The 25072-nt window shown below is 71.4% G+C and carries 19 protein-coding genes; 15 read left to right on the plus strand and 4 right to left on the minus strand.

The genetic code is table 11. From position 1 onward, the window contains the following. The first annotated feature begins 2 nt into the window (after positions 1–2). From Mth01_RS10670 to Mth01_RS10730, 12 genes are all read left to right on the plus strand, one after another. Entirely contained in the window at positions 3–1118 is a 1116-nt protein-coding gene (locus tag Mth01_RS10670; RefSeq protein ID WP_204015304.1) for a radical SAM protein, read from the plus strand. Then, on the plus strand, positions 1111–2421 hold the full coding sequence (locus Mth01_RS10675) for a cytochrome P450 (protein WP_204015306.1): 1311 nt from the start codon (positions 1111–1113) through the stop codon (positions 2419–2421). The genes Mth01_RS10670 and Mth01_RS10675 overlap by 8 nt, the downstream gene beginning before the upstream one ends. After that, positions 2418–3695, plus strand: coding sequence for a PLP-dependent aminotransferase family protein (locus tag Mth01_RS10680; RefSeq protein WP_204015308.1), 1278 nt, complete (start codon positions 2418–2420; stop codon positions 3693–3695). The genes Mth01_RS10675 and Mth01_RS10680 overlap by 4 nt, the downstream gene beginning before the upstream one ends. After that, the gene (locus Mth01_RS10685; protein WP_204015310.1) at positions 3692–4867 is read left to right on the plus strand and encodes a glycosyltransferase family 9 protein; all 1176 of its coding nucleotides are present in this window, start codon (positions 3692–3694) and stop codon (positions 4865–4867) included. The genes Mth01_RS10680 and Mth01_RS10685 overlap by 4 nt, the downstream gene beginning before the upstream one ends. A 69-nt stretch (positions 4868–4936) precedes the next feature. After that, positions 4937–6658 carry a carbamoyltransferase family protein gene (locus tag Mth01_RS10690; RefSeq protein WP_239089562.1) on the plus strand — a complete coding sequence of 574 codons (1722 nt, stop codon included), beginning with the start codon at positions 4937–4939 and terminating at the stop codon, positions 6656–6658. Positions 6659–6744: 86 nt separating this feature from the next. Continuing rightward, positions 6745–8136: a GDSL-type esterase/lipase family protein gene (locus tag Mth01_RS10695; protein WP_204015314.1), complete on the plus strand. Its 1392-nt coding sequence runs from the start codon at positions 6745–6747 to the stop codon at positions 8134–8136. Between the two features lie 84 nt (positions 8137–8220). Further along, on the plus strand, positions 8221–10179 hold the full coding sequence (gene rfaE2 / locus Mth01_RS10705) for a D-glycero-beta-D-manno-heptose 1-phosphate adenylyltransferase (RefSeq protein ID WP_308440788.1): 1959 nt from the start codon (positions 8221–8223) through the stop codon (positions 10177–10179). Then, positions 10176–11150, plus strand: coding sequence for an NAD-dependent epimerase/dehydratase family protein (locus Mth01_RS10710; protein WP_204015316.1), 975 nt, complete (start codon positions 10176–10178; stop codon positions 11148–11150). The genes rfaE2 and Mth01_RS10710 overlap by 4 nt, the downstream gene beginning before the upstream one ends. A gap of 240 nt (positions 11151–11390) precedes the next feature. Next, on the plus strand, positions 11391–11549 hold the full coding sequence (locus Mth01_RS10715) for a hypothetical protein (RefSeq protein WP_204015318.1): 159 nt from the start codon (positions 11391–11393) through the stop codon (positions 11547–11549). Beyond that, positions 11546–13051, plus strand: a complete 1506-nt coding sequence (gene fxlM, locus Mth01_RS10720) for a methyltransferase, FxLD system (RefSeq protein WP_204015320.1) — start codon at positions 11546–11548, stop codon at positions 13049–13051. Before Mth01_RS10715 ends, fxlM begins: the two co-directional genes overlap by 4 nt. A 102-nt stretch (positions 13052–13153) precedes the next feature. Further along, positions 13154–13438 carry an AbrB/MazE/SpoVT family DNA-binding domain-containing protein gene (locus tag Mth01_RS10725; RefSeq protein WP_204015323.1) on the plus strand — a complete coding sequence of 95 codons (285 nt, stop codon included), beginning with the start codon at positions 13154–13156 and terminating at the stop codon, positions 13436–13438. Next, a complete protein-coding gene (locus tag Mth01_RS10730; protein WP_275408918.1) occupies positions 13435–13887 on the plus strand; it encodes a PIN domain-containing protein in 453 nt (150 codons plus the stop codon). Before Mth01_RS10725 ends, Mth01_RS10730 begins: the two co-directional genes overlap by 4 nt. Before the next feature lie 8 nt (positions 13888–13895). On the opposite strand, the gene Mth01_RS10735 is transcribed toward Mth01_RS10730, so the two are convergent. From Mth01_RS10735 to Mth01_RS10745, 3 genes are all read right to left on the minus strand, one after another. Then, positions 13896–15917 (minus strand): HelD family protein, encoded by a 2022-nt coding sequence (locus Mth01_RS10735; RefSeq protein WP_239089546.1) that lies wholly within the window; start codon positions 15915–15917, stop codon positions 13896–13898. Between the two features lie 272 nt (positions 15918–16189). Next, positions 16190–17851, minus strand: a complete 1662-nt coding sequence (locus Mth01_RS10740) for a DNA repair helicase XPB (protein ID WP_204015329.1) — start codon at positions 17849–17851, stop codon at positions 16190–16192. Between the two features lie 59 nt (positions 17852–17910). Next, positions 17911–20493 carry a helicase-associated domain-containing protein gene (locus tag Mth01_RS10745; RefSeq protein WP_204015332.1) on the minus strand — a complete coding sequence of 861 codons (2583 nt, stop codon included), beginning with the start codon at positions 20491–20493 and terminating at the stop codon, positions 17911–17913. 130 nt (positions 20494–20623) lie between these two features. Between Mth01_RS10745 and Mth01_RS10750 the strand changes: the two genes are divergently transcribed. The 3 genes from Mth01_RS10750 (at position 20624) to Mth01_RS10760 (ending at position 24828) form a co-directional block, all read left to right on the plus strand. After that, positions 20624–21022, plus strand: coding sequence for a cold-shock protein (locus Mth01_RS10750; protein ID WP_204015334.1), 399 nt, complete (start codon positions 20624–20626; stop codon positions 21020–21022). A 72-nt stretch (positions 21023–21094) separates the two neighbouring features. After that, positions 21095–21853: a DUF3027 domain-containing protein gene (locus Mth01_RS10755; RefSeq protein WP_204015336.1), complete on the plus strand. Its 759-nt coding sequence runs from the start codon at positions 21095–21097 to the stop codon at positions 21851–21853. Positions 21854–21855: 2 nt separating this feature from the next. Beyond that, positions 21856–24828: a sacsin N-terminal ATP-binding-like domain-containing protein gene (locus Mth01_RS10760; RefSeq protein ID WP_204015338.1), complete on the plus strand. Its 2973-nt coding sequence runs from the start codon at positions 21856–21858 to the stop codon at positions 24826–24828. Here Mth01_RS10760 and Mth01_RS10765 read toward each other — a convergent pair. Beyond that, positions 24820–25047 (minus strand): DUF2530 domain-containing protein, encoded by a 228-nt coding sequence (locus tag Mth01_RS10765; protein WP_239089547.1) that lies wholly within the window; start codon positions 25045–25047, stop codon positions 24820–24822. The two genes, Mth01_RS10760 and Mth01_RS10765, sit on opposite strands and share 9 nt — an antisense overlap. Positions 25048–25072 lie beyond the last annotated feature (25 nt).

A 25072-nucleotide genomic window follows, 5' to 3' on the forward strand; every position in this document is an offset into this window, starting at 1 on the left:
TCATGCATGAGCACGCACTCGACTCGCCTGTGCCTGCGAAGAATCTCCGGCAACGGATCGGTGAGCTGTCCCTGCGCCTGCGGACGTCGGGGACGCGGGTGAAGCCGGCCGAGCCGCGGTTCGTCGACTTCGACACGATCCGGCTGCCGAACGGGGAGGTCGTCGACCGCAAGAAGGTAATCATCATGTCCGGCGGCTGCTCGGTGCCGACGTGCACGATGTGCCCCTTCACCAACGAGAACAACTACGGAATCGACGGCGGCACCTCACGCGAGAGCCTGCTGGATCAGGTACGGCGTACGCTCGCACGGATCGAGGGCGAGCCGTCGTACGACGTGCTCTCCCTCTATAACGACGGCAGCTTCTTCGCACCCCGAGAGATTCCCCGGGACGTCCAGGTGGAGATCGCCCGGCTGGTGGCGGCGGCCGGAGTGCGACACCTGGTGGTGGAGTCGCTGCCGCAGTTCGTCACCGAGTCGGTGCTGCGGCCGTTCGTTGAGGCGCTGGGCGGGGTGCGTCTGGAGATCGGGATCGGGCTGCAGTCCGCGGACGAGTTGGTGCGCGAAATGCTGGTGAACACACGAATCTCCCAGATCTCCTTCGAGCGTGCGCTGAAGGTGATGGCAACCCTGGGAGCGGACCCGAAGATCTACCTGATGGTCAAGCCACCGTTTCTGACCGACGGTGAGGCGGTGACTGATGTCGTGCAGTCGGTCGACTACTTGACCAAGCTCGGCGTGCGGGGGATGACGCTGTGCCCGACGCGGGTGTCGCGGAACACAGTGGCGTGGGAACTGTGGCAGGCCGGGCAGTACACGCCGCCGAACCTGTGGACGGTGGTCGAGGCGATCCGCCGAGTGCATGAGCGGCTCGCGGTGCGGGTGGCGTGCGTGAACCTGCGGGGGACGGACTTCGAGTCGGTGTTCCCCGACGCCTGCGAGGCGTGCGCGGACCGGGTTGTGGACTCGCTGATGCGGTTCGGGGAGACCGGCGACGCCGATGACCTGCCCGAGGGCTGCTCCTGCCGACCGCCGCTTGAGGTGGTGGAGCTGGATCACGCGGTCATCACCGCCCGCGCGGCGCAGCAGCTGAACATGCTGGAGCAGCGGCGTGTCTGAGCGGACGCTGCTGCCCGCCCCCGGGGAGCTGCCCCCGCTGTACCCGTCGCGGGGATTCGATCAGGATCCGCTGGGCGTCATGGCCGAGGGACACCGCCAGTACGGGCCGGTGTTCCGGATGATGGTCGACGAGGCCGACACGGTGCTGGTAGGCACCTGGGCGGGGCTGGGCGAGCTGTTCGTCGCCGAGCGCGGCCGCCTGGAGGTGCTCAACACCGCGCTCGTCCACGACCTGTTCGGCCGGGCCCTGTTCAACCTCACCGGTGACGGCCACGCCGAGGCCCGGCGCCGGCTGCGTCCCGCGCTGTCTGCCAGGGCGCTTCCCAGATACGTTCCGGCCCTACTCGTTGTCACCGGCCCGGTGGCGGCCGGTTGGGCCAGGCAGGGCGTCGCGGATCTGTACCTGGCGGCGCGGGAGGTCACCCACGCGATGAGCGCCCGGGTCCTGCTGGGTATCCACCCCGCGGATACGGACACGGGTCCGTTCGCCGCCGACTTCGGGCGGTTCATCACGGCCACTGGCGCGCCGCCGGGAGAGCGCCGGTTCTCGGACGCCCGGTACTGGGCCGGACGCGGTGCGCGGCGGCGGCTGCACACCCTGTTCACCCGCCGGGCGGTCGCCGCAAGGCTGGGCACGGATCCAGGCTCGGCGCTGCCCGGCTTGGTGGCCGCCTTCGAGGACGCGCCCAAGGGGGTGGGTCCCTTGGCCGATCATCTGCTCGCCCTGCTGATCGCGGCACGGGAGACAACCGCGAGCCTGATCACCTGGTGCCTGATCGAGCTTGCCCGCCACCGTGAGTACGCCGGCCTCGCCGCGGCGGAGGCCCACGGCGCGCTCGCGGACCCCAGGCTGCTGGTGCGGCGGGATGCGCTGCCGATCCTGCGGGCGGTGCTCGCCGAGACCCAGCGTCTGCACTCGCCGAACCTGCTGTCCGTACGGGAGACCGTCTGCCCGGTCAGTCTGGGCGGCTACCGCGTCCCGGCCGGGATGCGGGTGGCGTACTCCCCATCGGCCGGGCACCTCGACCCGCGAGTCTTCCCCCAGCCGCATGCGTTCCGGCCGGGCCGGTTCCTCGTCAGGCAGTCTCCTGGGGCCCGGCTGCGGGCGTTCGGCGGCGGCGCGCACGCCTGCCTGGGCCGGCCGCTCGCCGAACTCATGACCCTCACCGCGCTGTCCTGCGCCCTGCACCAGGGCCTGCCGCGGCTTCCCAGCGGCCCGCCGGACCACATCCGCTACCGGCCCGCGAAAGCCCCCGCCGCCCCGGTGCCGTTCGCCCTGGACCGTCAGGAGTCTGCCTCATGACCCGCACCCCGCCCGACGCGCTCGCCGCCCTGCAGCAGGCGGCCGCCCACCATGAGGCCGGACGACAGCGGCTGTACCTGGTGCCGAGCGAGAACGGGTTGTCGCTGGCCGCCCGCGTGCCGCACCTGATGGAGGCCGCCATCCGCTACGCCTTCCCCGGCCCCGACGTTGGGAGCGAGAACTGGGCGTGGCCCGGTCGGCAGGACCTGGTCGCCGTCGAGCGGGCCGCAGCCGTGCGACTCGGCGCGCAGCTGGGCGCGCGGCATGTCAACCTCAAGGCGGTGTCCGGGGTGTCTGCGCTGACGGTGGCGCTCTCGGCGCTGGCCCGCCCGGGAGAGACTGCGTTCAACCTGGCGGAGCGGGATGGCGGGCACGGCTCGACCCGCTTCATCGGCGCCCGCCTGGGCCTGCGGATGAAGGACCTGCCGGTCGACCCAGCCACCTGCACGCTCGACCTGGAGGCCCTCGCAGATCAGCTCGCTGGCGGGCCCCGGCCGGAGCTGGTGTACCTGGACGCGTTCATGTGCCTGTTCCCCGTGGACCTGGCCGGGCTACGGGAGGTTGTCGGCCCCCACGCGGTGATCCACTACGACGCCTCCCACACCCTGGGCCTGATCGCCGGCGGCGCGTGGCAAAACCCCCTCGCCGAGGGCGCCGACAGCCTCGGCGGATCGACCCACAAGACATACCCGGGCCCGCACAAGGGGGTTTTGGCCACCAACGACGCCGGTCTGGCTGCCCGGCTGGACGAGCACGCCTCGCACCTGGTCTCCCACCACCATCCGGCCGACGTCGTCGCCCTGGCGGTGGCCGCCGTCGAGATGGACGCGCGTGGGGCCGTGTACGCGCAGGCCACCATCGCCAACGCACGCTGCCTGGGCACGGCTTTGGCCGAGCGCGGGTTCAGGATTTGCGGCGACAAGCGCGGGTTCACCGACTGCCATCAGCTATGGATCGACATCGCACCGCTGATGGACGCCGAGGAAGCCGCCCGGCGGCTGTTCGAGGCGGGCATCGTCGTCAACGCGATCCCCCTGCCGCACATCACCGCTCCCGTAGGGCTGCGCCTGGGCGTGCAGGAGGTGTCCTGGGCCGGGATGGGCGAGGCGGAGATGGAGGAGGTGGCCGAGATCGCCACCGCCGTGCTACGCGATGGCCATGACCCGGCCTCCGTCGGCGCGCGGACCCGGGCACTGGTGGAGGCATACCGGCCCGGCGAGGCCGGCGAGCAGGTCCTGCGCGCGGCCCTGGCGGCCATCGGAGGTGGGGCGTGATCCCGGAGCAGATCCCGGCCAAGGGCGCCTTCCTCGGGCCAATGCACACGACGGAGACGTTCGAGATCCGCCCCGACTGCAGGCACTTCGTCGGTGGCATGCCATGTAAGCACTGGCGACCGTGCCACGGGTGTCCGCATCACGACCCGGTGGACCACCGGGTGCTGATCGTGATGCTCGGCCTGCTGGGGGACGTGCTCATCGCTTCTGCGCTGCCCGCGCGAATACGGGCCGACAGGCCAGGTGCGCACATCACCTGGCTGGTGGACGAGGCGTGCGCGCCGATCCTGCGGATGAACCCCTACGTCGATGAGGTCCTCGTCCACGACTGGGAGGCCGCGGCCCAACTGCCCTCCCGCCGCTTCGATGCCGTCTACTCCTTCGAGCGGACACCATCGGCCGCCGCACTGGTCGACCGCATTCCGGCCGGCCACAAAGCCGGGCTCGCATTCGGCGGCCCCCACCACAGCCTGTATCCGCTGGGAGAGGCCGCGCAGCAGTTCTTCCGGCAGAACACCTGGAACGACTACCGCACGATCGGCAATACCCAGACGTGGACCGAGCTGTACTTCGCCGTCGCCGGATATGAGTATGCGGGCGAGCCGTATGTGCTGAAGGTGCCCGAGTCCGCCTGGCGGCGCACGGCCGGGCTGCTCGGAGAGCGGACCAGACCCCGGGTGTGCTTGAACCTGGGCGGGTCGCTGCCGACAAAGCTGTGGCCGAAGCGGCATTGGGCCGAGCTCGCCGACGCCCTGCTCGGCCACGGCGCGCAACTGGCCGTCCTCGGCGGCCCCACCGACCAGGAGGTGTGCGAGGCCCTCGTACGGCACCTGCGCATGCGGGGCGCCGACGAGACGCGGGTGGCGTACGCCCCGCTCAACCTGGAGGAGGCCTCCGCGCTGCCGGCGCTGTGCGATGCGGTGGTGACCGGCGACTCCTTCGGCTTCCACCTCGCGCTCGCCCACGCCAAGCCGACTGTGGTACTGCTCGGGCCGAGCAACGGCGCCGAGGTCATCCCCAAGCATGCCACCCACGTGACCGCGCTGCGTTCGACGCTGCCGTGCGCGCCGTGCGCCCACCAGGTCGCCTGCGGCGGAACCGGCGGCTGCATGGACATCATCGACCCCGCCGCCGTCCTCAAAGCGACCCTCGACCACCTGGCCTCCACCTGACCACCGACTGACCCCGCCACCGCCCCGGGGCGGTGGGCCACGGCGAAAAGGAGCATCACGTTGGGAATCGTGCTGGGGCTGGGCGGCCCGTACTACCACGACGCCTCCGCCTGCCTGGTCATCGACGGCCGCATCATTGCCTTCGCCGAGGAGGAGCGGTTCTCCCGCCGAAAGCACCACAAGGACTCCCGTTCCTGCGCGATGGCCGCGGCGTACTGCCTGGCGGAGGCCGGCATCACCCTGGCCGAGGTGGATGAGATCGCCATCGCGTTCAACCCTGCCTGGCCCGAGCCGAGCCAGACGTGCACGGACGCCGAATTGATCGCCGAACTTCTCGACTCCGCCCAGTTCGGCCACCACCGGCCCAGGCAGGTCACTGTGATCGAGCACCACCTCGCGCACGCCGCGTCCGCGTTCCACCCCTCCGGATTCGACCAGGCGGCCGTGCTGGTGGTCGACGGCTCCGGCGACGGCGTCTCCGCCACCCTCGCCCACGGCACCGCCAGCGGCCTGAAGGTCCTGCGGCAGTGGCCGTTCTCCCAGAGCTTGGGGTGGTTCTACGAGACCGTCGCCGAACACCTCGGGCTCGGAGACTGGACCAGCTCCGGCAAACTCATGGGGCTGGCCGGCTACGGCAACCCCAACCGCTATGAGCTGGACTTCCTCACTCCCCAGCCCGGCGGCTACCACCTGGACCTGTCGCGCTGGGGCATCCGCCCCGACGAGCAGGACGACGACCAGTACACGGACCTGCGCTACTACCAGCGCCTCAAGCGCGCCTACGCCGCCGCCTACACCGACCTCGGCATCCCGCCCCACCGCCGCGTCCGCACCTACGCCCCTGTCACCGGCCGGTCCCTGCCCGAACCGGGCTTCCGGCCCGAGCATGCCGACCTCGCCGCGGCCGCGCAGCACCTGCTGGAGCAGTGCCTGATCGAACTGGCCCGCGAAGCCCTCACCGCCACCGGCGCCACACGGCTGTGCGTAGTCGGCGGCGTCGGACTGAACTGCTCCGCCAACGGCCGCCTCGCCGCCCTGCGCGGTGTCGAGGACATGTTCGTCCAGCCGGCCGCCGGGGACGCCGGGTGCGCCATCGGCGCGGCGCTCGAAGTCGCCCTGCGCCGCGGCGATCTGACACTACCCGGCCCCGCGATGACCACCGCCGCCCTCGGCCCTTCCTTCGACGCCACCGCCATCCGCCAGGTCCTGACCGACTACGGCCTGGCCTTCCGCGATCACGGCGATGACCTGCCCGCCGTCATCGCCGGACACCTGGCGTCCGGCCGCACCGTCGGCTGGTTCCAGGGCCGTATGGAAGCAGGCCCCCGCGCGCTCGGGGGACGCAGCATCCTCGCCGACGCCCACCACACACGCGTCCGCGACCACATCAACAACAATGTCAAACACCGGGAGCCATGGCGGCCGCTGGCCCCCGTCCTGCTGGAGGAGGCCGCACCCGAGCTTCTCGGCACCAGCACCCCACACCCATTCATGATCGTCGCCCGTCAGGCCACGCAGGCCGCGCGGAAGCTGATCCCGGCCGTCGTGCATGCCGACGGCACGCTGCGCCCGCAGACCGTCGCCCGCGACGACGCCGACCCGCACGCGCGGCTGCTCGCCTCGTTCGCCGAGCAGACCGGCCGTCCGCCCGCACTGCTGAACACCAGCTTCAACCACGAGGCCGAGCCGATCGTGTGCACGCCGCGTGACGCGGTCGCCACCTTCGCCGCGAGCCCCCTGGACATGCTCGCCATCGGGCCGTTCCTCCTCCACAAGGGCCGCCCGATCTGACTGTCCGGACCCTTCCGCTCACGGCCGGTAGGTTGAGCCCGGCCATTAGCCACTTATCCGCATCCAGCGAACAGGACCGATTCGCGATGACCGCTACTGCTCCCGACCTGCCTGTCGCCGACCGGCTGCGCGCCCAGCATGGCGCGGCGCTCACCCTGGGCGAGGACTGCGACCTGCCCGACGACCTCGTGGTCGAGATCGACCCAGGCGCCCACCTGACGATCGGTGACCGGGTCTCCATCCGCCGTGGGTCCACCATCCAGGTCCACCGCGGCGCCACCGTCGCCATCGGCCACGACGTCGCCATCGGAGAGCACACCTTCATCTCCGCCATGGCCGGCATCCGCCTCGGCGACGGCGCGGCACTGTCGAACATGGTCGACTTGCACGACCACAACCACCGCGAGCGCTCCGCGGTGAACGTGCCGACCGGGCAGCTCGTGCCGTGGGCGTCCGGGTTTGAGGCCGCCCCGATCATCATCGAGCCCGGCGCGGTCCTGTCGAACAAGGTCACCGTCACCGGTGGGGTACGGATCGGAGCCAACTCTCTCGTTGGGGCGAACGCGGTCGTCTCCCGCAGCATCGCCCCCGACACCGTCGCCGCAGGCGTCCCCGCCACCGCACGCCGTCATTTCGCCGGCGCTCCCGTGCCCGCGCGCGAGGACCGGCGCACCCTGACCGTGGGCTTCTTCGGCACGAGCATCATGGAACACCTCGAAGCGTTCAACACGCAGATGACCACCCAGGCGAACCTGCCCGAGGTCGGCTCCAAGGTCACCGTCGAAGGCTGGCACCAGCGCGGCTGGGTGCACCGGCTCGCGCTGTCGCTGCGCGCCGCCCGCCCGTACGTGACCTTCGACGTCCGCAACCACGGCGAAGGCGGCGCCACAAGCCGGGACGTCGCCACCCTCGTCGAAGCCGACCGGGCGACCGACGGCGTGGACTACGACCTGGTATTCCTCGGCTGCGGCATCAATGACGTCTGGCGACGGTTCCAGGGCCGTCTGTCCGAGGCGGTCGACATCGGCGAGTACACCCGGCACCTGAACACGATGCTGGAGCAGCTGACCGGCTGCTCCCGCCAGGTCGTCGTCATCAGCGAGACCCCGTTCGGCCCCATCGAGGCACCCGAGACCGTCGCGGAGATGAACGCCGAACTCGCCCGCTACAACGAGGCCGCCCGCCAGGCTGCCGCCACACACGGCACGCTGTTCCTGGACGTGTGGACCCCGTTCACCGCCGCCGCCCGGCACCTGCCCGCCGACGACGAGAAGGACGGCGATGAGGCGGGCGGGGTGTGGAGCGACGGCGTCCACCTCACAGAACTCGGCGACACCGTGCTGCTCCAGCAGGTCGAACGGCTCCTGGCCGAGCACCGGATCGTCGACAAGCTCCTGGACTACCCGCTCCTAGAGCGCGATCTCGCCCTGCGGGCGTACGGCCCGCTGTTCGCCCGGTTCCGACCCGCAAACGCCTGAGCGCCCGGGGTGCCGGCGGTGGCCGGCCACCGGCACCCCAGCCACCACCCCGCCGACCCCACCCCCCAGGGAGTTATCGTGACCATGCCGGGCCGTGAACACATACACGCGCTTGCCGCTGCGCTACCCCGCCTCGACATCAGCCGTCTGCAGGCATGGGGCCAGACCCTCGCCGACCGTCTACGGGCGGGCGGACGGTTGCTGGTCGCGGGCAACGGCGGCTCAGCGGCCGAGGCCCAGCACCTGACCTCCGAGCTCGTGGGCCGCTTCCACGCCGAGCGGGCACCGCTGTCAGCCATCGCGCTGCACGCGGACTCCTCCTCGGTAACCGCCATCGCCAACGACTACGGAGCCACGGAGGTCTTCGCCCGGCAGGTCCGCGCCCATAGCCGGCCCGGCGACGTCCTGCTGCTGCTCTCGGCCTCCGGCCGTAGCCCCAACATGCTCACCGCCGCTCGCACCGGCCGGGAACTCAACCTGGAGGTCTGGGCGCTGACCGGCCCGGCCCCGAACCCGCTCGCCAAGGCCTGCGGCCAGGCGGTGTGTGTAGACGCCGAGCAGGTCGCCACCGTCCAGGAATGCCACCTGGTCGCAGTGCACGTGCTGTGCGCGGCCGTCGACGCCCACCTCACCACCCCGCACGCCGGCGCCGAGGAGGGGCCGCACGGCGCCCGGCGGCTGGTGGTGGTCGGGGACGTGGTGCTCGACCGCGACATCACCGGCACCGCCGACCGGCTCTCGCCGGAGGCCCCGGTGCCGATTGTCAGCGACGCACAGACCCTCGACCGGCCGGGCGGAGCCGGCCTGGCCGCCATAATGGCCGCGCGGGAGCCGAACTGGCTCATCTCTCTCGTGTGCGGCATCGGCCAAGACGCCCCCGGCGCCCGCGTGCGCGAACTGCTTCACCGAGCCGGCGTCGAGGTCATCGACATCGCTGCCAGCGGCACCACCCCGGTCAAGACCCGCGTCCGCACCATCGACCGCACGCTGCTCCGCTTCGACACCCCGCATGCCCCGCTGCGCCTCGGCCCGCTCCCCGACAAGGTCCACGCCCGGCTGGAGGAGGCCGCAGCCGTGGTGGTGTGCGACTACGGGCGCGGAATCACCACCCACGACACGCTGCGGCAGGCGTTGACGGATACGGCCCGCCGCCGCCCGCTGGTGTGGGATCCGCATCCGAGCGGGGCCGTGCCGGTACCCGGCACGGCCCTAGCCGTACCGAACACCGACGAAGCCCTGGCCCTGGCCGGCACCGCCGGGCCACGGGACCTCGGCGGTGACGCCGCACGCGCGGCACGGCTGCTGACCGCGTGGCCGGTCAAGCAGGTCGCCGTCACCCGCGGCCCCGATGGCGCGGTCCTGGTCGCCGACACTGACGGCCACCCGCTGGTCGTCCCCGCCCGGCCAACCGCCGGGGACACCTGCGGGGCCGGTGACCAGCTGGCGGTCACCGCGGCGGTGATGCTCGGCGCCGGACGGCTGCCGTCCCACGCCGTGGCCGCCGCCGTCGAGGCCGCGACCGCCTACGTCCACGCCGGTGGGCCCGCCGGTCTTTTCACCCGGCGGCTTCCCGCGGGCAGCCCCAGCCCGCTACAGATGGCAGCGCGGGTACGGGCGCGCGGCGGGAAAGTCGTAGGCGCGGGCGGCTGCTTCGACCTGCTGCACGCCGGGCACCTCTCCCTCCTGGCCGCGGCCCGCCGCCTCGGGGATGTCCTGGTGGTGTGCATCAACAGCGACGACTCCGTCCGCCGGCTCAAGGGAGACGACCGGCCAGTCGTCAGCGAACGCGAACGCGCCGCACTGCTGGAAGCACTGGACTGCGTGGACGGCGTGCTCGTCTTCGGTGAGGACACCCCCGAGCAGGTGCTATCCGAACTCCGGCCGGATGTCTGGGTCAAGGGCGGCGACTACGCAGGCCAGCGGATCCCAGAGGCCGACCTGGTGGAGAGCTGGGGCGGCGAGGTCGTCGTCGTGCCGTACGTGAACGGTCACTCCACCACCTCTCGCATCAACCGGCTCACCCAGCAGGCAGGTGCACGATGAGCCCGGGCGGCGACGTGCTGGTGACCGGCGGGGCAGGCTTCATCGGCCGGCACACGACCCTGGCCTTCCACCGCGCCGGATACCGGGTCACCGCCGTCGACCTGCGCCCGGCTCCCGAACACCTCGCCCATATGGGCCGCTGGCAGCGCGGTGACTTCACCGCCCCGGCCCTCCTCGCCGACATCGCCGCTGGCCGCTACGAGACCGTCGTCCACCAAGCCGGCATCAGCGACACCCGCGTCCCCGCCGGGTCCGAACTGACGGAAACCAACACCCTCGGCCCACTCCGACTGGCCGACGCCTGCCACACGGGCGGCGCTCGCCTTATCTACGCCTCCTCGCACTCCGTCTACGGCACCCTCCACCAGCGCACGCCGATCGCCGAGGACGCCGACACCAACCACACCCGCTGCTCTGGCCCACTCAATCCGTACGCGGCATCCAAGCTCGCCCTCGACTGTCAGATGCGCGCCCGCCACGGCACCGGCCTGCACTGGGTGGGGCTGCGCTACACCAACGTCTTCGGCCCCGACGAGGCCGACAAGGGCCCGATGGCCTCGATCCTGTCCCAGTTGCTGCGCCAAGCTGCCCACACGGGCCACATCCGCGTCTTCGATGATTCTCTGGCCGCCGCCCGCGACTACATCCCGGTCGAGATCGTCACGGCCACGATCGTCCAACTCGCCGAGCAGGTCGTACCTGCCGCGGTCTATAACCTTGGTGCCGGCTTCGCCGTGTCCTTCGCAACCCTGACACAGTGGTGCGCCCGCCTGCACCGCGAGACGAGCGGCCGGCCCCTACTCGTTGAGCTCGTGCCCAACCCGCTTGCAGCCGCCTACCAATACTTCACCTGCGCGGACATGACCGCACTCGACAAGACCCTGCCCGACCGGCCGACCGTCCCACCCTTATCCGTCGAAACCCGCGCCGCAGAACTGTTCAAGATCTTCCATAGCCGCGTAACCGTATGACCCGGGCGGCAGCCGCATTGGTCGTCGAAACCGGCCCGCGGAACTGGATTGAATCCCGGCCTGGACCGGGGGTGGGGCCTGCGGTCTCCTGGCCGCATACTGGCCTGTGTCCGAACTACCTCGGTGGCTGTGTCAACCCGCAGTGGCCCCACTTGCTCCTCTGATTGGGACCCACCGTGACGGGAGATCGTCGAACGTGACGCGGACAACGGGTTTGTCGCCCAGCCCAAGCGGTGGGTGGTGGAACAGACCTACGACATCCTCGCCCTGCACCGCCGCTTGGTCCGCGACTACGAGCACCGACCTGCCAGCTCCGAATCGCGGGTGTACTGGGCGATGAGCGACGTGATGGCCCGCCGGCTGACAGGTGCCTCCAGCCCATCCTGGCGCAGCGCATGATCGGCCACGATGCGAGCAGACCGCTGCTGGACAAGATCGACGCACGCGAGGCCGCCCTGACCTGCGAGGCCGAACAGACACGCGTCCGGATCGACGAGGTGATCGATCGATCAGCAGATCGGGATTCCCGCGTCACGCGGCCCTGGCACACTGCTGTTCCTGGCTGTGGACTGATGGGATTCGACATGACCGACCAGAACACCACTGCCGGATGGCGTCAAGTCAACGTCGCCTGCGACGACTGGCGGTCCGCTGAACGATGGGCATCACCCAGCATGATGATCAAAGCCGAAGGCGCCGGCGCAATCACTGGTAACGCCGACCGGCTCCGCGACGACCTGGCCGACTACATCAAGAGCTGGGGCATGTTCCGCACGCCGCAGGTCGAAGCCGCGTTCCGTACCGTCCCTCGGCACCTGTTCCTGCCGGGGGTGGCTCTCGACGTCGCCTACGGACGTAAACCGGTCGTGACCCGGCGCGCCGCCGACGGCACCTCTGTTTCCTCGGCCTCCAGCCCCAAGCTGGTCGCCGCCATGCTCGAACAGCTCGCCGTCGAGCCCGGCCAGCGGGTCCTGGAGATCGGCGCGGCCACCGGCATCAACGCCGCCCTCCTCGCCGAACTCGTCGGCCCCACCGGGGGTGTCGTCACCATCGAACTCGACGACGACCTCGCCGCGGGTGCCGCCGAAAGCCTCGAAGCGGCCGGCTATCCTCAGGTCGAGGTCGTCTGTGGCGACGGCGCACTCGGCGTCCCCAACCGCGCCCCCTACGACCGGATCATCGTCACCGCTGAAGCGTGGGACCTCGTCCCAGCTTGGTGGGACCAGCTAACCGTCGGCGGCCGACTCGTCGTACCGCTACGCCTGCACGGCAGCGGACTGACCCGTGCCATCGCCTTCGACCTCCACCAACCCGACCACATGATCAGCACCTCGGCCGTCGTCTGCGGCTTCGTCCCGATGCGCGGCCTTGCCGAACATGCCGAACAACACGTCCGCCTGGCCGACGATGTCGTTCTCAAAGTCGATGTCGACGACCTGCCCGACGACACCGCACTCGCCCGGACCCTCACCCATCCCGGTCAGGAACACTGGCCCGGTATCCACGTCCGGCACGACGAGCCCGCCGAGCACCTTGACCTGTGGCTCGTCACCACCGCCGCCCACCGGTTCGGGCGCCTCTCCGTCGGGCAACAGGCTCGCACGACGGGCCTGGCCAACCCGGCAATGCGCTGGGGCGGCGCGGCCCTCTACGATGGCGGGACCCTCACCTACATCGTCACCTGCGACATCGACGATGACACCCTCGAACTCGGGATCGTCGCGCACGGCCCTGACAGCGTGAAGCTGGCCGGCCACACCACCGATCTACTGCATCGATGGGACCGGGAACGCCCGAGCCGGCCTGTCATCACCGCATGCCGGACGGACACCAATCCCGGTGCCAACACCGCCGAGACACGCATCGTCCGGCCACACACGGCGGTCACGGTCACGTGGTAACACCTGTGAGCCATTCCTACCCCATGGAGACGCTCATCCTGAATGTGTGCCTCGTTGTGTAGTTAGTGACGCTCGCCAGATTTGGTGGCTAGAATTTCTGACATGGACACCAGGCCGCGACGCACGTACTGTGTGCGCATAAGCGACAAAGGGCGCCTGACCGTGCCCGCCGACGTCCGGCAGGCCGCTGGAATCCCCGACGGGGCGGAGCTGGTCGTCACCGCGAGTGGAGACGGAGAGGTGACGCTGACCACCAGGGATGCGGTGATCCGACGCATCCGTGATGCGGTGCCCCCCGCTCCAGCCGACGGCTGGCCGCTGGCCGAGTGGGACCGTGAGGACGCGGCCGATGACGAACAGGACGACGCGCGAGACGGCGCGGCATGAGCCATGTACTCGACGCCGGCGTGGTCCTCGCATTCGTCCTCGGCGAGAGCGGAGCCGATCAGGTCATGGCAGAGCTGGACGGTTCCGTACTGCCGACAGTCGCCTTGACCGAGGTGTGCCGCCGCACCGAACAGATCGGTTACCGCCGCACCACCGCCCAGCTCACCGCCGATCTGGCGGCCCTCGGCGTGGTCATCGACGAGACTCTGACATCAACGGACGCCCAGCGAGCTGCCGCTCTGCGGCAGTCCTCCTATCGGCTGCGCTCGCAGTGGACGGATCAGGACCGTAACGACGCGGGCGGCATGAGTACGCTGTCCACCGCAGACGCCCAGGTGATCGCTGTTGCGGAACGCCATGGCCTGCCTGTCATGACCACCGACCGCGCGTGGCTGGTTGTCGAGCGCCTGACGGGCGGCTTCCGCGTCAAGGTCGTCTGCATCCGCTGAAACACGACCTAGTGCCACGCCAGCTCGGGGGGCAGGGGCTGGGTGTGGAGGACTGTCAGGGATGTGACGGCTCGGGTGAGGACCACGTAGAGGCGGGCCAGGCCGCGGTCTTCGGCGGCCACGGTGTCGGCGGGCTCCACCAGGATGACGTGGTCGTACTCCAGGCCCTTGGCGAGCGTGGCGGGGACGACGAGCACCCGCTGATCGGCCGAGGCTTCCCCCGGGACCTCGGCGCCGAGGACCTCGGCGGTGCCGTCGAGGGCCGCCGCGAGGGCGGGGACGGCGGCGTCGGGGGCGATGACGCCGATGGAGCCCTCCCGGCCGAGGGCTTCCCGTACGGCCTCGGGCACGGCGGCGACGGCGTCGGGCACCTGCCGTACGGCCAGGGAGCCGGCGCCGGGGCGCAGCGACCGCGGGGCGGCCAGGTCCGGCGCGACCGAGGGGAGCAGCCTGGCGGCGAAGTCGAGGACCTCCCGCGGCACGCGGAAGCCGACCGTGAGCTCGGTGACCTCCCCGTCCGGCTGGCCGAGATGGTCGAGCACGGTCTTCCACGACGTCGCCGACCAGGGCGTGGTGCCCTGCGCGAGGTCGCCCAGGATCGTCGCCGAGCCCGTACGGCACCGCCGCCCGAGCGCACGCAGCTGCATGGCGGACAGGTCCTGGGCCTCGTCGATGACCAGGTGACCGTGCGAAGGCGTCCGCTCGATCAGGTCGTTCAGCTCATCCAGCAGCGCGGCGTCGGCTGCCGACCACCTGGCCGAACGGTGCGATTTGTACGGCTTACGCCACAGGACCAGCTCCCGCTCCTCCGCCGACAGGTCGGTTCTGGCGGCCCTGCTCAGGAACTCGCCGTCCGACAGCAGCCGGAAGAGCACCTGCTCGGCGGTGAGCTTCGGCCACACCTGGTCGAGGAGGGCCTTCACCGGCTTCGACCGCGCGACCGAGTCCTGCACCCGGTCGTCCGGTGACTCGCCGCGCCGCTCCATCTGCACGAGCACGGCGTGCGCGAGCCGCTGGGCGAGGATCGTACGGCCGGGGCCGTACCTGGTGGTGCCGCGCAGCGCGGCGACCATCTCACGGACCTCGTGCTCGGCCACCCGGTAGCGGTTGACGCCCTTGGTGATCAGCAGCCCCTCGTCGGGCTTGCTGATGTGGAGCCACAGCGCCCGCTCCAGGACGGCGGCCATCCGTCCGTCGCCCTTGATCGCGGCCGTGGCCGGTTCCTCCGGGTGGGCGTGGTCGCCGAGGATGCCGCTCACGGTCGTCTGGTCGACCCGGACCTCGCCCAGCGCGGGGAGCACCGAGGAGATGTAGGAGAGGAACGCCCGGTTCGGGCCGACGATCATCACGCCGGACCGGGTGAGCCGCTCCCGGTGGGTGAACAGCAGATAGGCGGCCCGGTGCAGGCCTACGGCGGTTTTCCCGGTGCCGGGCGCACCCTGGACGCAGACGGTGACGCCGAGGTCGGCGCGGACGATCTCGTCCTGGTCCGGCTGGATGGTCGCCACGATGTCGCGCATCGGCCCGCTGCGCGGCCGCTCGATCTCCCGCAGCAGCAGGGTGCTCTGTTCCGGCTGCCGCGATGGAAACCCGCCGTCGCCGAGTCGCTCGTCCTCGTACGCTGTGAGGTCGCCGCCCTGGTAACCGAACCGGCGGCGCAGCGCGACGCCCATGGGGTCGGCGGGGCCGGCCTGATAGAACGCACGGGAGATCGGCGCCCGCCAGTCGATCACAAGGGGGCGGCTGCGGTCGTCGTGGACGTGCCGCCGCCCGACGTAGATCGTGCCCGGTAGGTCGTCGTCGGCCGAGCGGTCGAGGCGGCCGAAGAAGAGCGGGGCGTCCGGGTGATCGGCCAGGGCTGCGACGCGCTGGTCGAGCAGACCCTGGAGGATCTCCCGGGACACCCAGTCGCCTGCCGCGTCGGCGGACAGGGACAGAGCGTGCTCCCGCATCGTTCGGAGCGCGGCGCGGGCGGCCGCGAGATGGGCGCGCTCGGACTCGAGCACGTCCGTCGGCAGGTTTGCGGGCACGCGAAAAGCTCCTCCGGAAGGCAGGGAAAGCTACGAGCCTAGCGGCTGCGGCCCCGCGAACCGAAATACTTTTTTCGTGCGTGTCGCCGCTCCCCGGCGCGGGTATCAGACGCGCTGATGCCTCGGCCCGATCCGGCGCGTTATGTGCTGCGGCGGGTGAAATGTGGCGATTTATCGTGAGATGGGGTATCCGCGCGAGGAGGTGAGGAGCGTGGCTCGGACCGCTGGGATCTCCTGGACCTAGGGCCTAGATCCAGGTGTTGTTTCGGGGGTCATTTCGCCGGGTTCTCCTCACCGACGTCGTCGGCGTCGATGATGTGGTACGCGTAGCCCTGCTCGGCGAGGAAGCGCTGCCGGTGGGCGGCGAAGTCCTGGTCGACGGTGTCACGGCTGACGATCGAGTAGAAGCGCGCGCCGCCGCCGTCGGCCTTCGGCCGCAGCACGCGGCCGAGCCGCTGCGCCTCCTCCTGACGTGAGCCGAAGGTGCCGGAGACCTGGATGGCCACGGCCGCCTCCGGCAGGTCGATGGAGAAGTTGGCCACCTTCGACACCACGAGGACCTGGATCTCCTTGTCGCGGAACGCCTGGAACAGGCGCTCCCGTTCCCGGACCCGGGTCTCTCCCTTGATCACGGGCGCGTCGAGGTGCTCGCCCAACTCGTCGAGTTGGTCGATGTACTGCCCGATGACCAGGACCTGTTCGCCCGCGTGCCGCCGTACCAGCGCCTCGGCCACCCGGTTCTTCGACGGGGTGGTCGCGCAGAAGCGGTAGCGCTCGTCGGCCTCGGTCATGGCGTAGGCCAGCCGTTCCTCGTCGCTGAGCGTCACCCGCACCTCGACGCACTCGGCCGGCGCGATCCAGCCCTGGTTCTCCATCTCCTTCCACGGCGCGTCGTACCGTTTCGGGCCGATGAGCGAGAAGACGTCGCCCTCGCGGCCGTCCTCGCGTACCAGGGTGGCGGTCAGGCCGACCCGGCGACGCGCCTGGAGATCGGCCGTCATCCGGAAGATCGGCGCGGGCAGCAGGTGCACCTCGTCGTAGACGATCAGCCCCCAGTCGCGGGCGTCGAACAGCTCCAGGTGCCGGTACGTACCCTGCCGTCTCGTCGTCATCACCTGATAGGTGGCGATGGTGACCGGACGGATCTCCTTCTTCGTGCCGGTGTACTCGCCGATCTCGTCCTCGGTCAGCGAGGTGCGCTTGATCAGCTCCTGCTTCCACTGGTGGGCCGAGACCGTGTTGGTGACCAGGATGAGCGTGGTGGCCTGCGCGTGCGCCATCGCCGCGGCCCCGACGATCGTCTTGCCCGCGCCGCAGGGCAGCACGACCACGCCCGATCCGCCGTTCCAGAACGCGTCCGCGGCCTCCTTCTGGTACGGCCGCAGCGTCCAGCCCTCCTCGTGCAGCGCGATCGGATGATGCTCGCCGTCCACGTACCCGGCGAGGTCCTCGGCCGGCCAGCCGAGCTTGAGCAGCAACTGCTTGATGTTGCCGCGCTCGGAGGGATGCACGGCGACCGCGTCGGGGCTGAACCGCTCACCCAGCAGCGGTTGCACCTTCTTGGAGCGCAGCACCTCCTCCAGGACGGCGCGGTCGGTGGTGGTGAGGGCCAACCCCTGGGTCGGGTGCTTCTCCAACCGCAGCCGGCCGTACCTGGCCATCGTCTCGGCGACGTCGACCAGCATCGCGTGCGGCACCGGATAGCGGCTGTAGGTGATCAGCGCGTCGACGACCTGCTCGGCGTCGTGCCCCGCGGCCCTGGCGTTCCACAGCGCCAGCGGGGTCACCCGGTAGGTGTGGACATGCTCGGGGGCCCGCTCCAGCTCGGCGAAGGGCGCGATCGCCTTGCGGCACGCGTCGGCCAGCTCGTGATCGACTTCGAGCAGCAGCGTCTTGTCCGACTGGACGATCAGCGGCCCGTTCATCCCGGTCATGTCGATGCCCACTCCCCCCTCGTACGGCTAACGCCTATCCAACACGAGGCCGGGCCGAATCAGTCCCGGCTCGGGGAATCTCGGCCGGGGTCGGAGATGCCGGTGATCCGGTGGAGGGCGAAGCGGTGGATGGTGGCCCGAGTCTCGTCATAGGCGGTGAGGTAGCCGCCCTCCACCCTGGCCGGTTCGAGGATGCGGCTGGTGGCGTGCCCCTGTGAGTCGAGATAACCGATCCAGACCCGCGAACCCTGCCTGATCGCCTCCCGGAGCGCCTCGATCGTGGCGCTCGACGGAGACCGCGGCACCTCGCCCTCGGGGGCCCGCTCGGGGTGCCGACGCGCAAGGTGCGCCTCATCACCGGCCCGTACGGCCCGGACGGCGGCGGCCACCACGTCGGCCTCCGGCCGTACCGGGGCCGGGGCCCGGGTGATCGGCGGGCCCTCGGTCCGCCTGGCATCGGCCCTCGTCACCAGGACGTCGCCGTCGCTCGACTCGGCCATCGGCGCGTAGCCCATCGCGCGCAGCGAGTCGACCAGCGCGGCCCGCGACGTCCTGGACGCCAGCACGGTCGGTGCGAGCCGCCGCAGCCGCAGCAGTGCGGCCCGCCGGTCGGCGAGCACCTCGTCGAGGATCGCCGGATCATCACAGCGGACGTAGGCGGAGGCGGTGCCGACCCGGATGCGTCCGTGCCGCCGAGCCACGTCGGTCACCAGGTAGCGCAGCGGCTGGGGGACCGGCGTGGCCGAGTGCCGTTCGAGCATGGCGATCAGTTCGTCCGCCGACTGCCCGGCGTCGAGTGCCCGCCTGATCGACGTCTCGCGAAACCGGTAGACGGTCGCGCCTCCCTTCGACTCCACGTCGGCCATGAGCGCGAGCCTGCGCTGGAGGTCGGTGGTGAGCGGTCCCGGCGCCACGGCCGTGAGATCGGCCTGCAGCAGCACGTGGTCCACCGGCTGAGGCAGCAGCGGCGCGAGCGATTCGGCCGCCGCACGACGACGGTCGGCACCCAGCCCGGCCCCCGGCGCGGCTTCCAGAGCCGCACCGTGCGCTGACAGCGCGCCGAGCCCGGTCATCCCGAGTTGCTCGGCCTCGCGCAGCGTGAACTCGACGACCCGGTCGAGGTCGGCCACCCGCTGGCGCGGCCGTTCCCACGCCAGCCCGGCCAGCACGGACTCGACGGTCGGCGCGATGCCGGCCGCCGACGCGAGCACGCCGAGCACCTGCGCACGCACCCGCGCGGCGCCCGCCCGGCGCAGGTCCGAATGCAGGGCGTTCAGCGGCCGGTCGCGCTCGTCGCGCTCGCCGATCAGGCCGGGCACGCGGTCCATGCCCGCCCAGGCGGCCGCCAGCTCGACCCACCGGTTCTCGGTGACCCTGACCCGCCACGAGTCGTAGACGTCGGTCGGCAGCCACTCCCCGTCTCCGGCCGCGACCAGCCCCGCCGCGTGCGCGACCTCCACCACCAGGCCGGCGACCCACTCGGGCACGTCGAGGACCTGTGTGACGCGCTTCAGATCCCGTACGGCCAGGCCGCCGGCCCGCAGCACCCCGGGCGGGTCGGTGCTCCACCACTCGCACAGCTCCTCGACGGTGCGGGTGAACGTGAACGCCTGCCCGGCGGCCGTACGGTCGGCGCGGCCCCGGTCGCGTACGACGCCGGCCGGTTCTGGCGGGAAGGGGGACAGGTCGTGGTGGATCCGGCCGCCCCGCAGGACCAGGGCGACCTCGCGCGGAAGTGTTACGGTCTCCTCCCCGGTCGCGCCGAGCAGGCCCCGGGCGAGGAGCTGATCGATCGGCGACCGGGCGGTGGCGACGGTCACCTCGCGCCGGGCGTTGGGCAGCCGCCCACTCGCCGGACCCCAGGTGAGATCCTTGAGCGCGGCGCGGGCCTGGGGCGGCACCTCCTCGATGAGGTGGGCGACCGTCGCGGGATCGGACAGCCGGGCGGTCAGCCGCTCCAGCGAAGTGCCGCCGTTCCGCTGCGTGCTGTCGCCGATGCCCGTTCCGGCGCGTGTTCCGGGTGGCATTCCCGGTGGTGTTTCGGATGGTGTTTCGGGTGGTATTCCGGGGGACATTCCGGCGAGCATGGCCTCGATCTGCTCGGGCGGGTGATGGCGGAAGACCTCCGCGGCAGGTGGCCCGAGCCCGGCCGGAGGGTCGAGAGCCTCCGGAACTCCCGGCGCCGGCAGTGGAACGACCGAGTCCGCGTCGGCGTCTCGGGGCTCGGCGTTGTCTCGGAGTTCGGCGTTGCGAATCGGGGCGTCGTAGATCAGAGCGCTTTCCCGAAGCCGTTCGAGTGCCGCTTCGAGTGCGGCTTCCAGCTTCGTTCCGTTGAGCGCGGGATCCCCACCATCCCCGCCCTCGCCGGCTGTGCCGTACGAGGCCCGGGCCAGCAGTGCGCGCAGGGAGTCGTGGTCGGCGGGGTACGGCCGCGCGACCACGAGGGTCTCGAGCACGGACAGTGCGAACCGGTCGAGCCGGTCGAGCGCCCGGCTGAGGGCGGAGGGGCTGCTCGCGCGGGCGGCGAGGCTCTCGATGTTGGCGGGAACGGGCGTGACGAGTTCCGGCCGTGCCGTCACGAGCGCCCTGAGCTGCTCGTCGGAGCGGCCGCGCAGCCACTCGGTGAACTCCTTGCCCTTCATCCTTTTAATCGTATGACCGGTCTTCTGGGCGAGGCTTCTGATTCCCGCCCGGTAGATGGGTCCACGAGGGCCCCTTGTGGGCATAACCTACATCCATCACCTTCACGACAGTCTGAACGAGGTCAGCTCTGTGCCGAGTGGCAAGGTCAAGTGGTACGACGCCGACAAGGGTTTCGGTTTTCTCACGCGCGATGACGGCGGCGAGGTCTTCGTGCATTCCTCCGCGCTGCCCAAGGGCGTGGACGTGTTGAAGCCCGGGCAGAAGGTCGAGTTCGGTGTGGCCGAGAGCCGCCGAGGTCAGCAGGCGCTTTCGGTCAGGCTGGTCGAACAGCCGCCTACCTTGGCCAGGCCCCCGAGAAGCAAGGCCAAGCGGAAGAAGCCGGACGAGTTGGTCGTCATCGTCGAGGATCTGATCAAGTTGCTCGACGACATCTCCAACTCCTATCAGCGGGGTAAGCATCCGGACGCGGTCCATGCCAAGAAGGTCGCCACCGTGCTGCGGGCCGTCGCCGACGACCTGGACGCCTGAGCCCGCGCCCGAGCCTCCGGCCTCTCTCGGAGTCGAGGGGAAGTTTGGTCTGGGCGTGGGTGAAAATGGAGTGTGAGTCGAACCCGAATCCGTAGCACTCCAGTCGATGCGGCCTGTGCGGCGGCGGTAGATCTCGCCCGTGAGGCCGCCGAGGTGATCGCGCGCCCCGGCGAGGTGGGGGAGCACCTGGGCTTCGACAACGAGGGCGACCGGGTCGTGACCCATTACTTCGAATGCCTGGACCGGGCCTACCAGGGGTGGCGCTGGGCGATCACCGTGGCCCGTGCCTCGCGTGCCCGCAACGTGACCGTGAGTGAGACCGTGCTGCTGCCCGGGGCCGGCGCGCTGCTGGCCCCGCGCTGGGTGCCGTGGAACGAACGGCTGCGCCCGGGTGACCTCGGCGTGGGCGATCTGCTGCCCGTCGAGGCGGACGACGATCGGCTGGTCCCGGGATACACGGCGACCGACGACGACACCGACCGCCAGGCGGTCTTCGAGCCCGGTCTCGGCCGGGCCCGCGTGCTGTCGCCCGTCGGCCGCGACCTCGCCGCACACCGCTGGCGCGCGGGGGAGCCTGGCCCGGACGCGCCGATCGCGCACGCCGCGCCCGCGCAGTGCTCCACCTGCGGGTTCTACTGGCCGCTCGCCGGCGCCCTCGGCCACGCCTTCGGCGTGTGCACCAACGAGTACGCCCCGGACGACGGCCGGGTCGTCGCCGTCGACCACGGCTGCGGCGCCCACTCCGAGGCGACCACGGTCCCCTCGATGGTCGCGGAACCCGCGCCCCCGATCCTGGACGACATGGGCTACGACCTGATGGACCAATCCTGATCATGTTCGATTGCGCGCGCCTGCGTGAGACGGTCCTCGCGGCATGGACGGCCTCCCCGGCCCGGTTCCGTGAGGACGCCAACGCCGAGGAGGACTTCGCGCTGGGCGGTTACCGCGACCGGCTGGTCGTGGAGCTGGCCCAGAACGCCGCCGACGCCGCGTTGCGTGCCGGTGTGCCCGGCCGCCTGCGGCTGGAGTTGCGCGACGGCGTGCTGCTGGCCGCCAACGTCGGCGCGCCGCTCGACGCGGTGGGCATCGAGGGCCTGAGCACGCTGCGGGTCTCCGGGAAGCGGGACGAGGCCGGGGCCGCCGGCCGGTTCGGCGTCGGTTTCGCCGCGGTGGTGTCGGTCACCGACGCCCCCGCCATCGCCTCCCGCGAGACGGGCGGCGTGCGCTGGTCCCGGGACGAGACGGCCGCGCTCGTCACCGCCCGCCCCGAGCTGGCCGCGGAGCTGGCCGGCCGCGGGGGGCACGTGCCGCTGCTGCGCCTGCCGTTCTCCGACGAATCGCTCGGGGGTCTGGCCGACGGAGTCCCCGACGGCTTCGACACGGTCGTACGGCTCCCGCTGCGCGACGAGGCGGCCGAGCAGGCCGTACGGCAGATGCTGGAGGAGGCCGGCCCGGCGCTGCCGCTGGCGATGCCGGCGCTGAAGGTCATCGAGATCGAGGTCGGGGGCCGGAGCCGTACGATCTCGGCCGAAGGCCGGCACGTGGTCGCCGAGTCCGGCGTCTTCCTGCCCGAGCAGGTGGCCGAGCTGTTCGCCGACCGTCCCACCGAGGAGCGGGCCCGGCCGTACTGGGAGGTCCGCTGGGCCGTACGGCAGCAGCCCGGCGAGGCGCGCGGCGGTGACGTCCCGCGCGTCGTGCACGCGCCGACGCCGAGCGACGAGCCGCTCGACCTGCCCGCGCTGCTCATCGCCACGTTCCCGATGACGACCGACCGGCGGCACGTCGCCCCGGGACCGCTCACGGACTTCCTGGTCCGGCGGGCGGCCGAGGCGTACATCCGGCTGCTGGGCGAGCTGCCGAGGACACCTGAGCTGCTCGACCTCGTGCCCGGAATGATGGGCAAGGGGGCGCTCGACGCGGCGATCCGCCGCGAGATCATCCGGTTGCTGCCGGACACGCCGCTGCTGCCCGCCATCGGTGCGGCCGATCCCGTGCCGGGAAACCAGGCGCGTGCGGTCCTCGGCTCGGGCGAGTTCCTGGAGAAGATCAGCGGTGTCGTCCCCGGGCTGCTGCCCGCCGGGTGGGCGTCCCGCCATCCGGCGCTGACCACGCTCGGCGTCCGGCGGGTGGAGCTCGCCGACGTGGTGGACATGCTGACCGGCGATGCCGTTGAGGATCGGGATCCGGCGTGGTGGCGGTCGCTGTACGAGACGCTGCCGGCCGACGACCTGGAGGCGATCGCCGCGGTCGCGGTGCCGCTCGCCGACGGCCGCCTGGTGCGGGGCCCGCGCGGCACGCTCATACTGTCGGGCGCTGTCGACTCTGCCGCGCTCGCGCCGCTCGGGCTGCGGATCGTGCACCCCGACGCCGCTCATCCGCTGCTGCTGCGCCTGGGCGCGGCCGAGGCGACGCCGAGGACCGTGCTCGACGACCCGCTCACCCACGCCGCGGTGGCCGAGTCGCTGCACAGTGCCGATCCCGAGCCGGTGGCGCAGGCCGTGCTGGCCCTGGTCGAGGCCGCAGGGCTGACCGCGGGGGAGGCGCCTTGGCTGGCCGACCTCGCGCTGCGCGGCGCGGACGGCGAACTCTACGCGGCGGGCGACCTGCTGCTGGCCGAGGGGTCGCTGGCGGGCCTGATCGACCCCGACGTGCCGTTCGGCGTGGCCGCGCCGGAACTGGTGACGAGGTTCGGGCCGAACGTGCTGGCGGCCGCGGGCGTGCTCGACGGGTTCGCCGTCGTCAACGACGCCGACGTGCTGCTCGACCCGGCCGACTGCGACCACGATCTCGATCTCGAGGACGAGTGGCTGGAGGCGGTCCTCGATCTCGTGCACGACCAGCTTCCCGATCTCGACGTGCCGCCGGTCGCGCCGGAGTTCACCGCCGTGCGCGACCTGGAATACGTCGCGGACTGGCCGGCCGCGCTGGCGCTGCTGTCGAGGCCGCCGCTGCGTGCCGCCCTGCGCCCGCTGCGGGTGGTCGCCGCAGGGCAGACCGTCGAGGTCCCGTCGTACACGGCGTGGTGGCTGTCACGCCACCCCGTGCTCGACGGCCGGCGTCCCACCTCGCTGCGGCTGCCCTCGGGCGACCCGCTGCTGTTCGGCCTGTACGGCGACGCCCCCGCGGGGATCGACGAGACCGCGCTGGAGTTGATCGGCGTCAGGTCGACGCTCGACGCGTTGCTGTCGTCGCACGGTGGGCCGGACGAGCTGCTCGACCTGCTGGCCGATCCGGCCGTCGAGGTCGACCGGGCGCAGGTGCGCGCCCTGTGGATCGCACTCGCCGCCGTCGACCCGGCCAGGGTCGGCCCGCCGGAGGCGGTCCGAGCCGTACAGAAGGGTTCGATCGTCGTGGCGGAGGTCGCGGAAGGGCCGGGCCCGGTCGTCGTGGAGGCCCCCGACCTGCTGCCGCTGGTAGCCGACCGGCCGCTGGTGCTCGCGCCGTTCGACCTGGCCGAGGCACTGTCCGAGGTGCTCGACCTGCCGCTGGTCGGCGAGATCGTCACCGGTTCCGTCACCTCATCCGGAGTTGAGCGTCCAGTCCCGGAGGAGGTGCGCTCGCTGCTTCCGTCGGCCCCGCCGACCTACGTCGATCACGAGAACCTGCTGGTCGACGGCGTTCCGGTGCCGTGGCGGTTCTTCGAGGGCAAGGTCCACGCTTCGGGGGTCGAGGGCCTGGCCCGCGGGCTCGCGTGGGCGTCCGGACAGTGGGGCGACCGACTGGCCGTGGCCGCGCTCCTGCGTGATCCCGGCCGGGTGCCGCTGCTGCTCGCCGAGGCCGACCTCGATCCGGTCACTTCACTCTGAGACGTCGCGTCGGCGGGAGTCGCGGCGGCGGACGTAGAGGAGGCCGAACACGCCCAGCCCGATGCCGACGACGCAGGTCCAGATCGGGCGGCCGTCCGCCGGTCGGACGACCAGCAGGACCACCACGAGGGCGACGGCCCACAGCCCCGTGCCCACGAGAATCGTGGGGGTGTCGCGGGTCTGCAGCGGCTGGGGGTCAGGCGGACGTGGCTGGGTCACGTGAAGCAGTTTACGCGGCGGTTCA

It is taken from the genome of Sphaerimonospora thailandensis, from assembly GCF_016863115.1.
Classification (GTDB): domain Bacteria; phylum Actinomycetota; class Actinomycetes; order Streptosporangiales; family Streptosporangiaceae; genus Sphaerimonospora; species Sphaerimonospora cavernae.